The following is a 13,671-nucleotide window of genomic DNA, read 5'->3' as shown; positions in this document are numbered from 1 at the left end:
CTGTCATTGGAAAATGTGATGACGCTGGCAAGGTTGTCCAAAAGGAAAGGGCGAGCAGAGCGTCAGCCGCTGTGGTTATTTGTGGCCCTGGGTCCAGGGATTAAAGCCACTTTCCACCGAATCTTGTTTGGCGGGTTTCTCAAGAGAATCGAGGTAGAGCGCTTCCACTTCAGCACGCGCCCAGGGTGTGCGGCGCAGGAATTTGAGACTGGATTTTACGCTGGGATCGTTTTTAAAGCAGTTGATATTGACGAGTTTACTGAGTTCGGCCCAGCCATAATGTGCCACTAACGCATTAACAATCATCTCGAGCGTCACGCCGTGCATGGGATCTTTAGAAGAGTGAGCGGTCATATTACGTCCTAATTGGCAGGCGGATGATTGGCGGGCAAGATTACAAGAAAGCCGCGCCGGCAGCAATGGTGTAGACTTGAGCTTAGCCATTTACTGAGGAAATAACGCGATGAGCGATAAGAAAATGATTTCAATCGATCAGTTTAATGAAGCCGAACGAATTGAAGTGGATGAGATCTTCAAAGGGTTAATGGAAAAACATCGTCAGCGCAGCGGTAAAGAGCCTGATGCGAAGAAAGAGAAAGAATATACCGCAGACGCGCGTCAGCAAGTGATGACCATCAAGCTAGCCAAAGAAAAAGCCAAAGCGGACAAAGCCAAAAAAACACCTACGCGCCGCAAGAAACCTGAAGCGCAATCTGCCAGCGAAGTCAGTGACTTCAACTGGTCTGCCTCAATTAATAAAGGGCGTCGTTAAGGATTAACTCAGCAATCCGGCGCCGACATTCACCGACAATCCCAGAATGGCCAGATTGAAAATAAACGAGATCACCGATTGCAGCAGCGCCAGCTTGCGCATTTCGGTGGTACCGGTTGCCACATCAGCGGTCTGCGATGCAACTGCGATGGTGAATGAGAAATAGAGGAAATCCCAGTAAGCCGGTTCGTCCGGTTTTTCCGGGAAAATCATGGGTGTGACATCCTGAGTGCGACGCAAATAGTGTTGGTGTGCGTAATGCATGGCAAATGAACTCGGCAGTAATGCCCATGAGACAATCAACGTCATCGCGGTTAATAACAGATGTAATACGCGCGGCGTGCCATTGAGATTTTTTAGTGCCGGGAGTTCGCTCATGATCGCAACGATGCTGATCATGCAGGCCACAATGACCATGCCCAAGACCAACGCGGCGCTCTGATCTTGCATCTGGGCGATACGCTTGATCTCGCCAGCATCGGTACGCAGCATGCGAAACCAGATAAACCACAGATAAAGCCACGCCAACACATTCCATCCAATCAATACGCGTTGCAACTCGCCCAGTTTTGCAGGCAGTAAGTAATAGCAGACGACTCCGGCAGCAATCGAGATTAACAGACGTAGCCGCGCGAACAGATGTGTGGTGAGAGAAAAGGGCATGATGTCTTTTTTGCTGGGGTTTGAATCAGTTAACTGTAGTTGATGGCAGGAAAAACGCCTGAGATAGCTGTTACGAATCCTATCGGGATTTGCATGATTGTCGGTTTAAGACGCTGGCTGAACGCTGCATTCTCTGACGTCGCTACGTGAATTCTGAGATTTCATGTGAGGGATTATTGCTAAAGATTGGCGTAGCGACGCCTTAATTTGATGGTGTGTTATACGATTTTTGAAGGGGGATTGATATCTCGCTTAGGCTGGACAGTATCAGCGATCAAAAACTAAGTCTACGCGAAGGCTGCATTAATGGTGCTTTCATGTTTACTTGACGTTTTGGAAATGATTATGTTTACATATAAACTATATTTTATTGGTTTTTATGTAGACTTAATGATGAACAGAATGACCGCCATTACGCAGTTAAACATGTTTGATAAGAAAGGACGTTATGTCTTTACACTTAGGGATTTAGCCAAAATTTTTTATGAAGATAGCGCGAAAACCCTTAAAGCAGGTTTAAATCGACTGGTAAAAGACGGCATCCTCACACGTGCTATCCGGGGGGTTTACGTTTACGCCTTAGCCAGAAGTAAAGATGCCTACACGCTTGAAAGGGTGGTATTAGCGCTGCGTAGAGGTGAATACAACTATCTTAGTCTGGAATCAGCGTTATCTGCTTATGGTGCTATCTCTCAAATACCAATGAGCAGAATTACAGTGATGACCACTGGACGTTCTGAAGAGCATAAAACGCCCTATGGCGTTATTGAGTTTACCCATACCAAGCGTTCTCCCGAGCAGATTTTGCAAGACACATACATCGGTGACTCGCCTTTACGTCAGGCCACGATGAAGACAGCACTCAGAGATTTGCGGCGGGTAGGGCGTAACCTGCATCTGGTCGATACAACGGAGCTTCAGGATGAATCAGAAGGTTAATTTTGCCGACTTAGTTGGTCAAGCCATGGAGTCAGCTGAACTTGATGGCATGCGAAATGTCGTTGAGAAAGAGCTACTGCATTACGACATTCTATTTTGCCTGGATAAAGAAGGATTACTACAGGACCTTACATTTCAGGGCGGAACATCGCTGAGACTGTGCTATGGCGGCAATCGCTTTAGCGAAGACCTTGATTTTGCGGGTGGTATGGGTTTTTCCAGCGTAGACCTTAAAAATCTCAGGAGTTGTATTGAGGACTACCTCGGCTCCCGATACGGCTTAGAAGTTACGGTAAAAGAACCAGCCGAGCTGAGGAACGAGCCAGGTTATGAAGAGATTAGAATTGATAAGTGGCAAGTATCGGTAACAACAGCACCAGAAAGAAGGGATATGCCAAAACAGCGTATCAAGATCGAAATCGCCAATGTACCCGCATACACCAGAAAACCCATGTCACTGACACGCAATTACAGCGTTTTGCCTGATGGTTACAGCGATACGCTGGTTATGTGTGAATCTCTCAACGAAATTATGAGTGACAAACTTATCTCTCTTGCCGCAACCACAAGGTATATTCGTTACCGCGATCTGTGGGATTTGCCTTGGCTACTGCAACAGAATGCTGTTTATGAAATTGATTTAGTTAAGAAAAAAATTAATGACTATAAAATTCCGCATTATGATGAATTGCTGGCACAACGTATTCAAAGCATTGGTGCAATTATAGGTGATGGTCGCTTTTACAATGAGATGAAAAGATTCCTGCCACAGCAGGTTTTTGACCGTACATTGGGGCGCCCAGAATTCATCACTTATGCCAGCGGTCGGTTATCGTCGCTACTCGTGTCTCTACAAAACGAGTTGAGAGGTAAAGCCCATGATGAGTCATTTACTCTGTGAGCCATCGAACAGCATGGGAGGTTTGATGGCTTATACGCAATTGAAGCCGGTTAGGCCAGTGCGGGGAAATAACCATTTCCTGTATTGCCATAAACTATCAGCAGGATGTCGATTGGCAGTCAAGACAGTCTGGCAGGACAAGACAGTGGAGAGCGGGTGAGCATGGTGTACAGTTTCTGGTGCGCCTTCAGATACCTTATTTAACATAATATACATTATGCGCCCTTTTATCATCTGGCTAAGATAAGATGACCGCCTCTAATATGCGTGTGTTTTGTTGAGCTGTGCGTTCTACTGGCGCTGCTGTTCCAAGCGCGGAAAACTTATGTGAGATGAAATTGAAGGATTTAAACCAGATTGGATTTCCCGTCCGCTACACGTCAGCGATGATGACCTGCCACCGACGGGAAATGATAAATTACTTCTTTCTGTTGCCAGCTTCCCGCGCTTTCAGACGACAGGCTTCGACAACCCAGGCTGAGAAGTTTTGAATGTTTTCGCTCTTCATACTCTCTTCGATTTGATCAATCAGCAGATGTGGGAAACGAATATGTTTTCGTCGGGTTTTGGAGTTTGTCATTTTATCCATGGTGATCCCTGGTCAGTTGTCTCACAAGTTTATTTTTGTATTGATTAAGCATCTGCTCAGGTTGACCCTAAGCAGATGTAAATAAACCAAAAAACAGATCCCTGCTCTTGTTATTGTTTATCGAGCAGTAACCGACTGTCCGCGAGGGAAAGTGGCTGGATCTGATGGGTCACCAGCAGCGTGGTTTTACCCTTAATGAGTTCTTTCAAGCAGTTAAGCACTAATTCGGTATTTACTGCGTCCAGCCCTTCGGTGGGCTCGTCCAGCAACATGATCGGCGCATGGGAAAGATACGCGCGGGCAATCCCAATCCTGCGGGCCTGACCACCAGACAGACGCCCTCCTAACTCTCCCACCAGGGTGTCGAGCCCCAGCGGAAATGCGCGGACTTCGTCGTATAAAGCGGCGCGCGCCAGTGCATCCCACAAAGCCTCGTCATCCGCATCCGGTGCAACCAGGCGCAGGTTGTCTCGAATCGATGCGTTGAAGAGATAGGTTTTCTGGCCAACCACCGAGATCATCTGGCGCAGTGTATCTTCAGAAAGCGTCCTGACCGGACGACCGCCAATAGTGACATCTCCCGCTGTCGTTTCCCAGAATCCCTGCACCAGATTCAATACGGTGGTTTTACCCGCTCCGCTGGGTCCCAAAATCGCCAGGCAATGGCCGACGGGCACGGTAAAGCTCAGTTTATCCAGTACGTTGGGAGCATCAGGTGAATAACGCATCGTGACTGAATTAAATGACAGCTCACTGCTTTCCGGTACTGAGCTGGTTTCAGGCAAGACGATCGCCGGTGTCAGTTCGGTCATCGAGAACAATCGGCGTGCCGCTGCGCGCGTAGTGCCAAGGGCGGCAAAGGCAGCGGGCAACCCAGCCACCGCTTCAGTACTTGCCAGTATGGTGAACAGCAACATCACGATTTCACTGGCAGAAATGCCGGTTGTATGGTCAGTGTTAAACAACAGAATAAAGGCAAAAAATAACCCGAGCTGCCCCATTAAGGCGCAGAGCGCCCCGCCGCTGGCGCTAATCCAGGCTTGCCGACGCTGTGCGCTAATCAATTGCTGAGAAAGCTGGCGCAGATGATCGGTTTGATGGCTAACAGCCCCAACCAGCTGTAACTCTGGTAATCCCCGCACCAAATCGGTGGATGCAGCCTGAACGGATGAGCGCACGGTAGTAATCTGGTTGCCACTGGCTTGCGTCAGCGATGCTACAATCCAGGGCACGATCACGCCCGCAAGCAACAGCACCACGGCATCAATTAATGCCACTGAAGGTGAGAACCAGCAAATTCCTGCCAAAATGATGAGCGACGAAATCAGCCCTGCAATGGCCGGCGTCAGAATACGCAGATAGAAATTGTCGAGGCTATCAATATCAGCGCGAAAACGTGCCAGCACATCCCCATCGCGGAAATCCTGCAGTCGCGCAGGCGCAAGATGCGCTAATTGTTGATAGAACCAGACACGCAAAACCGACAACAAGCGCAACGTTGCATCGTGCGTCACTAATCTTTCCAGATAACGCGCGAAAGTACGCAATACCGCAAGGCCACGAATCGCCGCAGCCGGAGTGAAGAACTCCAGTGCCAGAGAGCCTACGCCAGCCAGCGCCATGGAGGTGATAAACCAGCCTGACAAGGCAAGCAGTGCAACGTTGGAGAGAATCACAATCACAGAGAGCAATATCCCCACCGCCATGCGGAAACGCCATGGGCGCGCCAGGCGCAAGAGATGGCAAAGATCCTTCATGCGAGGTCTCCTGTTTGCAGACGCTCGAGTTCAGCGAATACCCCAGCCTGATCGCGCAGTGCCTGCGGCGTTCCCGACTCAACCACACGCCCTTTCGCCAGCACGATAACCCGGTCAGCCGCGGCAGCGATCTCCGTATCGTGGGTGATGATCAAGCGTGCGCTATCCGGTAATGTGTCACTCAACGCGGCAATCATTTGCTGTGCTGTCTGACGATCCAGTGCCACCGTGGGTTCATCAAGAATCACCACCGCTGGCGTACTCAATACGGCGCGCGCCATCGCAATACGCTGGATCTGCCCACCGGACAGCCCTTTTCCACCGTCGCCCAGCCGGTATTCATACTGCCCCGGCAGTAACTGGATAAACGTGTCAGCCTGAGCCAGCTGTGCTGCTGCTTCAACCTCTGCCTGGCTGATACCTGAACGCGACAACAGGATATTTTCCGCAATCGAACCGGCAAAGAGGGTCGGTCGCTGCGGGAGCCAGCCAATCTGTTGCTGCCATGCGGGAAGATCTAATGATGAAAGATCGCTGCCATCAATGACGATGCGTCCAGAGTTTGGGGTAATAAAGCCCAATAACAGGCGCGATAACGTCGTTTTACCGGCGCCGCTGGTGCCGACAATCGCCAGTGTTTCCCCGCTCCGCAAAGTCAACGAGACATCCGCGACTCCGCCGCCCTCTTCATACTGATAGCTCACGCCTTCCACGGTGATTTCACGCGGTTTTGCCGGGAGTTCGGCGTGGCCTTGCGACGATGCAGGCTCTTCAGCATTCAGGATCGCCAGTAGACCTTCCGTCGCACCAATGGCATCCATTCGGGCATGATAGTGCGTGCCCAAATCACGCAGGGGACGGAAAAATTCTGGCGCCAGCAACAAGGCAAACAGCCCAGGCAGGAAGCCCATCTCGCCATAGAACAGACGGAATCCGACATACACCGCCACCATCGCGGTGCTGATGGTGGCAAAAAATTCCAGCACTAATGATGAAAGGAATGCCAGTCGCAACACCTTCATGGTGGTCTGACGATAGCTGTCCGAGATCGCCGCGATAATGTTCGCTTGCCGACGCGCCGCATTGGTCTGACGAAGCGTTGTCAGGCCAGCAATCACATCAAAGAAGTGGGCACTCATCAGGCTGAGTTTGTGCCACTGCTTCAGGCTCATTTTCTCTGCGCCCTTTCCTACGACGATCATGAACAACGGCACCAGCGGCGCGGTGATCAGCATGATTAAGCCGGAGACCCAGTCAAAAGGAAAAAGCGCCACCAGAATGGCTAGCGGCACAATGCCGATGATGATTTTTTGCGGAAGAAAACCGGAAAAATAGGCTTCGATAGCTTCGACGCCTTCGCCAAGAGAGCTGGCGATACTGCCCGTACGTTGATGCTGGCTCCAGGCTGGACCTAATGCAGCGATGCGATCTAACAACATGCCGCGCAGTCCCTGACGGATACGTGCAGAAGCTTCAAATGCAAAGCCCTGCCGCAGGATATCGATCCCTGCCCGCAACAACATCACCACCGGGAGCCACAAGAGATAAGGCAGGAGTGCAGTAAAGTTTTTACCGCCGAGCACAGCGTTGCTGATCAGCCAGGCTAACAGCCAGCACTGTGCAATCATCAATATGGCATTGAGCGCCGCCATACTGATGGACAGTGAAAATAAACCGCCCGCCTGGCGACGCAGGCTCGAAAGCCAACGTTCCGCCAGGCGGGCTGCCATTCCACTTGGAGGGGAACTCGCAGACATGATGTCTTAGTGTCCCCCGTGACCAACCAGCTTGGAGATACGGCCGCGGAATACCCAGATCTGATACCAGTTATACATCAGCATCACCGGCACAAAACCGCCCATGGTCATGGTGAAGGTAATCAGCGAAACCTGTGGGCTGGCGCCCGCCCAGATGGTCCAGGTGCCTGGCACGATCCATGGGAACATGGTCAGTAACATACCGAAGCCCAGAATGAATGCCGCGCCATTGAACCACATCACCGCTGCAAAATCTTTGTCCTTCAGAGTGTCACGACGCACCTGATCAATACAGACCAGTGCGATTAAGCCAAACAGGCCCCAGATCCAGAAATGCGGACCAAACCATTTCGCACGTGCCCAGTCGAAGATCACCGCACTCCACACCCAGGTAATCACCACGGCAGCAATCGCTAACCAGAAGATCACCGCGGTCCAGCGAGCTGCATCCTGACGAATCGGTTCATTTTTCTCGAAGCGAGCACGCACGAACAGCACGCCTGCCAGCGTCATTGCCACGCAGGAGGCCACACCGGTCCAGATGGAAAACGCTGAAATAAAGTTAAATGCACCGCCCACATAGGTTGGAACCCCTTGAGCTGGTGAATCCATCTGGAAACCTTGCAGCAACGCGCCAACGCTCATCCCACCAAAGAAGGTGACCGCGAGGCTGGCGACACCGAAGATGCCGTCAGAAAACTTCTGCCAGAATGGCGAGGCCAGATGACGGAATTCCAGGGCAACCGCACGAGACATAATGCCCCACAGTACCAGCGCCATCGGCACCATCAGATAACTAAACGCCGAACCGTACACAAACGGGAAGGTGCCGAACATAATCCCGCCAGCGACGATCAGCCAGGTTTCATTGGCATCCCAGGTGCCGGCCATTGCCGACATGATCGCGCCACGTTCATCATGGTCGCGGACGAAGAGCGAGAAGATCCCTGCCCCCAGATCGGCGCCATCCAGCGCGATATATAAAAGAACACTGATACCAAAGGCTAACCACCAGGCGATGATCAGGAAGTGCTGAGTCGAATTAAGCATGTCCATGGATTTATTCTCCCATCAAACCGGACGGATATATTCAGGATGGTCAGCATGACCACTGGCAGGCATTTCAAGGTGACCCAAATGCTCATGCCCCTCGCCCGGAATTTTGCTGGTCAAATCAGGACCAATACGCACCACTTTCGCCAGGAACCAAATGGTGCCCGCGACCACCGCAGTTTCAAAGATGGCAAAGCCCACCAGCCAGAAGATCGCCAGACCCAGGGTCATTGGACTCATACCGTCTTCGGTGCGCATCAGGCCATAAACGATCCACGGCTGACGGCCAATTTCGCGCGTCCACCAGCCCGCAATTACTGCGATGTAAGGCAGGGCCACCATAATGACGGCCAGCGCCAGGAACAGCTTATTGCGCGGAGCCCGCTCAGCGGTCATGCGACGACGTGCAATCAGCCAGACGCCCCAGAGGCTCACCAGCAACATGGCACCAGCGGCACCTGACATGGCGCGGAAAGCGTAGAACGGCAACACCACAGGTGGTTGCTGATCTTTCGGGAAGCTGTTCAGGCCCGTTACCGTACCGTTCCAGGTTTTGGTTTCAATCAGGCTTAAACCGTGCGGGATATCGATAGACCATGCGAGGCCAGTGCCTTCTTTGTTTGGCCAACCCAGAATATGCCAGGCACTGTTGACGTTACCCGCTGAATCATAAGTATCGTAGTGCCCTTCCATTGCTGCCAGCGCCGCCGGTTTATGTTCCAGCGTTGCTTCACCCAGCACGTCACCCATATAAATCTGAACGGCGGCGACCACGGCCAGCGCCATCAGTGAATACTTCAGGGGTTTCAGGAACAGGTCCACATGACGCTGTTTCAGCACATACCAGGCACAGGTTGCCACCACGAAGCAGAGCGACAACTCAAAACTTGCCAGCAGCATGTGTGGGAAGGCACTACGCGCATTCGGGTTAAACAGTGCGGCCAACCAGTCGGTCACAATGAAGATGCCGTTATGCAGTTCAACACCGGTGGGTGTCTGCATCCAGGAGTTAGCCACCAGGATCCACATCGCAGAAAGCGTAGAAGAGAGCGCCACGTTAAAGGTCGCAAACAGGTGCATCCCTTTACTGATCTTGCCCCATCCAAAGATCATCAGGCCGATAAAGCCGGCTTCGTACATAAAGGCGGTGATGGTCTCATAGCCGAGCACTTGACCAAAGAACGGGCCAGCAGCCTGCGAGAAGCGGCCATAAAGAATACCAAAGGCCATTTCCATGGTGACACCGGTTGCCACGCCAGCACCGAAGTTAACGATAAACAGCTTTTCAAAGAAGCGACACAGGCGATACCACTGCTCATCTTGCTTCCTGACCCACATCAGTTCAGAAATGAACAACAGTGCAGCCAGTCCGATGGTTAGCGGGGGGAAAATGATGTGAATGGATGAAATTAGCGCGAAGTCAATACGCGTGATCAGCGATGTAAGATCGTTACTTAGCATGACTATCTTCTTTTTTTGAGTGACCGAATTAGTTAACGGCAATCCAGCGCCATTTCACGAGTTATGAAGTGAGATTGGTGCATAACAAGTTGAAATCGGTGCCGCACTGTCGTCTTTCTCTTAACTACGAGCAACAACCACAGTATATTTTCCAGACAGATGACGACTGGAGAATAGGTTATTCACTTCGGCGTTCGTTCCGGAGAAAGAACGGGGAAAATAAATCATGATTGTTAACGAAATGTCTGTCGATAACACTTGCAGGCGTAGGTATCGACACCGCTCGTAATAAGAATTTTTCTGTAAATTATTCTATATTTTCGTTTACACAAAGGCATCCTAATTAAAGGGGTAACTTGTAACAAAAAGCAAAAAATCGCGCTATAAATGAATGATTTTCATGTGAATTAAATGTAACGACACAGTTAACCCAGAAATAAACTTTGATTTTTATCAACTTAATTCAAGGTTTTAGCGTGGATTTGTGCGTTAATTTTGCAGCGCTGAAGTGAGAAAAACTCGGGGAATGTGCCGTAATGATGCGATTATCTTACTATTTAGCAGAGTGACAATTACCATAGACATTCGCTCAACATCAATAATACGGAATTTTAACAAGTATTGAGTTATTGTATTTTAATAACAGTCGGCATGATTTAATTTAACAAGCCAAAAACAATTGTCACTTTCAGAACACTTAATTTCTGGGTCATTGAATTTATAAAATTCGCTCTATTAAATATACCGACTCGTAACATTCAAGATACACCGTGCGCACACTTGTCACATTGAGAATGAGCCAGGCAAGATTCATTTAAGACAAATAATGCTTCCGGCCAGTCCGCATCGGATAACGATGTTGTACGGTGCGTCATTACTTTTCTCCATAGTTATCAGTGGAAAAAATCACAGCACAGCGCTTATCGCTCCTCTAGGGTAAATCTCCCCTACAAGGAGAAAATAACGTATGAGCCTCATGACTTCCGGCAACCGCCGTGACTTTCTTTCCGCTGGCATCAAACTGACGGCGGCAGGCACGCTGCTCGGCGCCGGATTAAGTGGCCGCACAGCTGTAGCGGCAGCCTGTGCGCCTGAAAACCTGACGCACATCGATGTTAGCCACTATCTGTTGCGCAATGTACGCCTGGAAGAAGGCTATGTGCGCCATAAGGGCGTCATCACCGCCACGCGCACCGGTTTGTACGATATCGAAATCAACGGCGCGCAAATCACGGGCATCCACGCCGCGGGATTCAGCAGCACCCTCCCCGCCTGGGATGCGGCGGGACACGTCCTGCTGCCCGCAACACGCGATATGCACATTCACCTCGATAAAACCTTTTATGGCGATGGATGGCGCGCCCCGCTACCGCGCAAAAGCGTTATCGATATGATTCATCAGGAGGAGCAGATTCTTCCTGAGATTGTGCCGACCTCCGAAATACGTGCCGAAAAGCTGATTGGCTTACTGCAGTCCAAAGGCAGCACCGAAGCGCGCAGCCATTGTAATATCGACCCGATCAGTAAGCTGGATGGGTTGGCGCACTTACAACAGGCGATTGAAAATCACCGTCAGGACTTTACCGCGAAGATTGTCGCCTTCCCGCAGCATGGGCTGTTGCGTTCAAAGGTCGAAGGCATGATGCGTGAAGCGATGAAAATGGGGGCCAATTATGTCGGTGGCCTGGATCCGACCAACGTCGATGGTGCGATGGAGAAGTCACTGGATACGATGTTCAGCATCGCACTGGATTTTGCTGCGCCGGTGGATATCCACCTGCATGAAACCGAGCCGCACGGCGTAGCCGCGATACGCTATATGCTGAAAACGGTGCGCGAGAATCCGCAGTTAAAAGGAAAAGTCACCCTCAGCCATGCGTTTGCGCTGGGCACGTTATCGGGCAGTGAACTGGATGCGATGATCGAGGAACTCAAAGCGCAGCAGTTTAGCATCGCGACAACCGTGCCGATTGGTCGCGTGATCATGCCATTGCCGCAACTGCGTGCAGCGGGCGTGCCGGTATGGTCCGGCACGGATACCATTGCCGACCACTGGCAACCCTTTGGCAGCGGCAGCATGCTGGAAAAAGCCAATGTCTATGCGCAGTTGTATCGTGGCCCGGATGAATTCTCATTGAGTCGTGCTTTGGGTATTGCCACCAATGAGGTGCTGCCGCTGAATAGCCAGGGAGAACAGCAGTGGCCGAAGGCACAGGACAGCGCAACGATGATGTTGGTCGCGGCGAGTTGTTCTGCAGAAGCCGTGGCGCATATTGCACCGGTGATGGCGACATTCCATAACGGCAAACAGGTGTTTGGCCAGTTAAAGAAAATCTAATAGAAGAATAAAGACGACGTTATAAAATATTTTATTTCGTCGCGCATTCAGTGCGCGACGAAATAGATCAGCAGAGTGGATCAACGGCTCACTTCATGACCAATCAAACCACCGATGGCCGCACCACCCAGCGTACCAAAGGTACTGCCGCCGGTTAATACCGCACCACCCACTGCACCGACACCCGCACCAATCGCCGTATTACGACCACGATGCGACATGCCACAAGCGGTAACCGATAAACAGACTAAAGCGACAATGGCAAAACTGCAGCTGCGTTTTAAAAGCATCGAAATCCTCATTACCATTAAAAATGGAATGCAATTGTTTTTAATTTGATTGTTGTTAAGACACCAAATCGTTGGCGACTTGCACTGCTCGTCGGCGCTAATTTAAGAGGATTTGTGAAACGGCGAAAGGTAAAAATTCCTATTTTCGGGCGGTACTGGCGAAGCGGTGAGAAACCAGCCGATGCAGCGCTTTCAGGGCATTGAGAGGCGTTTAAACCTGCGGTGCTTTACTGAGAATCCATCCCTTGACTGCCAGCCTACCAACTAGTAGATTAATGTTTATTCAGCTGACTTTAGCGACATATTTCAGGGGGCAACGTGAGTGTGATTCATTTTCCCAACCAACATCCCGTTTGCCGTTCTTCGGCTGCTGAATCAACGGAATCGGATAAACAAACCCTTCGCGACTTTGCGTTAAATATTGCCGCGCAGTTACGCGATGACCCTGAATTAAATAAACAGGCGCCTTATCTGGTGGATAAAGTGATTTTGTTGCTGATGAAAGAGTCGCGAGGCTAAATCTCCGCGAGGCAATTAGGCGGTAATAACCAGATTGTTCAACACCGGTTTAATCATGGGTAAAAACAGTTCGGGGTTATTAAACGCGCGCGCGGCTATCATGGCACCATGCACCGTGGCCATCAGCGATTTGGCTTCCATTTCCGCTCCTTCACGCAGAATAAACACCCCACGCTTTTCCCCCTTCTGCAACACACCGGCCAGCCACGCGGACAGATCGGCGAAATGTCCGGTCACTTCAGCCGCCACTTCTTCCGGTAAGGTCGGCAGTTCCACTGCCAGCATCACGCAAATACAGAACGGGGAGTTGTTTTCCTTAATGCAGGTAGCCCAAAAATTCACATAACCGTTCAGCTCAGCCAGCGGATCATCGCTGAAATGCTCACTGGTCGCGGCCATGCCGGCTCGCGCCTCCTCACGATAATCATTGACCACGGCCAGCACCAGATCGGCTTTGCCAGGAAAATGATGATGAATACTGGCTTTACGGATTTGCACGCGTTCTGCCAAATCGGCATAGCTGAAACTTTTATAACCACCCGCAGTGAGCAACTCTCGGGTGTGGTTAATGATTTCAGTGGCTTTAGGCGAACGTTCAACGGTCATGTAGGGCTCCGGCAGCAAAGATGAAA

14 protein-coding genes are annotated in these 13,671 nt (G+C 50.8%); 5 read left to right on the top strand and 9 right to left on the bottom strand.

The features are described from left to right. Positions 1–75 precede the first annotated feature (75 nt). The gene (locus ACCW76_RS00555) at positions 76–354 is read right to left on the bottom strand and encodes a VF530 family DNA-binding protein (RefSeq protein ID WP_436337427.1); all 279 of its coding nucleotides are present in this window, start codon (positions 352–354) and stop codon (positions 76–78) included. Positions 355–463: 109 nt separating this feature from the next. On the opposite strand from ACCW76_RS00555, the gene ACCW76_RS00550 reads away from it, so the two are divergent. After that, on the top strand, positions 464–772 hold the full coding sequence (locus ACCW76_RS00550) for a hypothetical protein (protein ID WP_038647003.1): 309 nt from the start codon (positions 464–466) through the stop codon (positions 770–772). Positions 773–775: 3 nt separating this feature from the next. On the opposite strand, the gene ACCW76_RS00545 is transcribed toward ACCW76_RS00550, so the two are convergent. Next, a complete protein-coding gene (locus ACCW76_RS00545) occupies positions 776–1,435 on the bottom strand; it encodes a DUF1345 domain-containing protein (protein ID WP_436337426.1) in 660 nt (219 codons plus the stop codon). Between the two features lie 393 nt (positions 1,436–1,828). On the opposite strand from ACCW76_RS00545, the gene abiEi reads away from it, so the two are divergent. Together abiEi and ACCW76_RS00535 are read left to right on the top strand one after the other, a co-directional pair. Next, positions 1,829–2,374, top strand: a complete 546-nt coding sequence (gene abiEi / locus ACCW76_RS00540; protein WP_045833444.1) for a type IV toxin-antitoxin system AbiEi family antitoxin — start codon at positions 1,829–1,831, stop codon at positions 2,372–2,374. Then, entirely contained in the window at positions 2,358–3,275 is a 918-nt protein-coding gene (locus ACCW76_RS00535; RefSeq protein WP_436337425.1) for a nucleotidyl transferase AbiEii/AbiGii toxin family protein, read from the top strand. The genes abiEi and ACCW76_RS00535 overlap by 17 nt, the downstream gene beginning before the upstream one ends. A 418-nt stretch (positions 3,276–3,693) precedes the next feature. Here ACCW76_RS00535 and ACCW76_RS00530 read toward each other — a convergent pair whose 3' ends face one another. From ACCW76_RS00530 to ACCW76_RS00510, 5 genes are all read right to left on the bottom strand, one after another. Next, a complete protein-coding gene (locus ACCW76_RS00530) occupies positions 3,694–3,864 on the bottom strand; it encodes a YlcI/YnfO family protein (RefSeq protein ID WP_436337424.1) in 171 nt (56 codons plus the stop codon). Positions 3,865–3,974: 110 nt separating this feature from the next. Then, positions 3,975–5,621: a thiol reductant ABC exporter subunit CydC gene (gene cydC / locus ACCW76_RS00525; RefSeq protein WP_436337423.1), complete on the bottom strand. Its 1,647-nt coding sequence runs from the start codon at positions 5,619–5,621 to the stop codon at positions 3,975–3,977. Beyond that, entirely contained in the window at positions 5,618–7,378 is a 1,761-nt protein-coding gene (gene cydD / locus ACCW76_RS00520; protein ID WP_436337422.1) for a thiol reductant ABC exporter subunit CydD, read from the bottom strand. The genes cydC and cydD overlap by 4 nt, the downstream gene beginning before the upstream one ends. Before the next feature lie 6 nt (positions 7,379–7,384). Continuing rightward, a complete protein-coding gene (locus tag ACCW76_RS00515) occupies positions 7,385–8,434 on the bottom strand; it encodes a cytochrome d ubiquinol oxidase subunit II (protein ID WP_034823522.1) in 1,050 nt (349 codons plus the stop codon). A 15-nt stretch (positions 8,435–8,449) separates the two neighbouring features. Then, positions 8,450–9,892, bottom strand: a complete 1,443-nt coding sequence (locus ACCW76_RS00510) for a cytochrome ubiquinol oxidase subunit I (RefSeq protein ID WP_436337421.1) — start codon at positions 9,890–9,892, stop codon at positions 8,450–8,452. Between the two features lie 967 nt (positions 9,893–10,859). Here ACCW76_RS00510 and ACCW76_RS00505 point away from each other — a divergent pair. Continuing rightward, positions 10,860–12,230 (top strand): amidohydrolase, encoded by a 1,371-nt coding sequence (locus tag ACCW76_RS00505; protein WP_436337420.1) that lies wholly within the window; start codon positions 10,860–10,862, stop codon positions 12,228–12,230. A gap of 80 nt (positions 12,231–12,310) precedes the next feature. Here the strand turns inward: ACCW76_RS00505 and ACCW76_RS00500 are convergent, their stop codons facing one another. Next, a complete protein-coding gene (locus ACCW76_RS00500) occupies positions 12,311–12,520 on the bottom strand; it encodes a glycine zipper 2TM domain-containing protein (RefSeq protein WP_038646981.1) in 210 nt (69 codons plus the stop codon). Between the two features lie 318 nt (positions 12,521–12,838). Between ACCW76_RS00500 and ACCW76_RS00495 the strand changes: the two genes are divergently transcribed. After that, positions 12,839–13,039, top strand: a complete 201-nt coding sequence (locus tag ACCW76_RS00495; RefSeq protein ID WP_038646979.1) for a hypothetical protein — start codon at positions 12,839–12,841, stop codon at positions 13,037–13,039. A 15-nt stretch (positions 13,040–13,054) separates the two neighbouring features. Here ACCW76_RS00495 and ACCW76_RS00490 read toward each other — a convergent pair whose 3' ends face one another. Next, positions 13,055–13,645, bottom strand: coding sequence for a TetR/AcrR family transcriptional regulator (locus ACCW76_RS00490; RefSeq protein WP_436337419.1), 591 nt, complete (start codon positions 13,643–13,645; stop codon positions 13,055–13,057). Positions 13,646–13,671 lie beyond the last annotated feature (26 nt).

This window comes from Pantoea sp. C8B4, assembly GCF_051336905.1.
GTDB classification, from domain to species: Bacteria; Pseudomonadota; Gammaproteobacteria; order Enterobacterales; family Enterobacteriaceae; genus Pantoea; species Pantoea rwandensis_B.
Note: the sequence above shows the minus strand (reverse complement) of the source record. Positions and strands in the feature narration are given on the sequence as shown.

Coding starts and splice junctions, on each gene's coding strand:
- ACCW76_RS00555 (WP_436337427.1), bottom strand. CDS start 354: ATGACCGCTCACTCTTCTAAAGATCCCATGCACGGCGTGACGCTCGAG.
- ACCW76_RS00490 (WP_436337419.1), bottom strand. CDS start 13,645: ATGACCGTTGAACGTTCGCCTAAAGCCACTGAAATCATTAACCACACC.
- ACCW76_RS00500 (WP_038646981.1), bottom strand. CDS start 12,520: ATGCTTTTAAAACGCAGCTGCAGTTTTGCCATTGTCGCTTTAGTCTGT.
- ACCW76_RS00550 (WP_038647003.1), top strand. CDS start 464: ATGAGCGATAAGAAAATGATTTCAATCGATCAGTTTAATGAAGCCGAA.
- cydC (WP_436337423.1), bottom strand. CDS start 5,621: ATGAAGGATCTTTGCCATCTCTTGCGCCTGGCGCGCCCATGGCGTTTC.
- ACCW76_RS00545 (WP_436337426.1), bottom strand. CDS start 1,435: ATGCCCTTTTCTCTCACCACACATCTGTTCGCGCGGCTACGTCTGTTA.
- ACCW76_RS00530 (WP_436337424.1), bottom strand. CDS start 3,864: ATGGATAAAATGACAAACTCCAAAACCCGACGAAAACATATTCGTTTC.
- cydD (WP_436337422.1), bottom strand. CDS start 7,378: ATGTCTGCGAGTTCCCCTCCAAGTGGAATGGCAGCCCGCCTGGCGGAA.
- ACCW76_RS00510 (WP_436337421.1), bottom strand. CDS start 9,892: ATGCTAAGTAACGATCTTACATCGCTGATCACGCGTATTGACTTCGCG.
- abiEi (WP_045833444.1), top strand. CDS start 1,829: ATGAACAGAATGACCGCCATTACGCAGTTAAACATGTTTGATAAGAAA.
- ACCW76_RS00535 (WP_436337425.1), top strand. CDS start 2,358: ATGAATCAGAAGGTTAATTTTGCCGACTTAGTTGGTCAAGCCATGGAG.
- ACCW76_RS00505 (WP_436337420.1), top strand. CDS start 10,860: ATGAGCCTCATGACTTCCGGCAACCGCCGTGACTTTCTTTCCGCTGGC.
- ACCW76_RS00515 (WP_034823522.1), bottom strand. CDS start 8,434: ATGGACATGCTTAATTCGACTCAGCACTTCCTGATCATCGCCTGGTGG.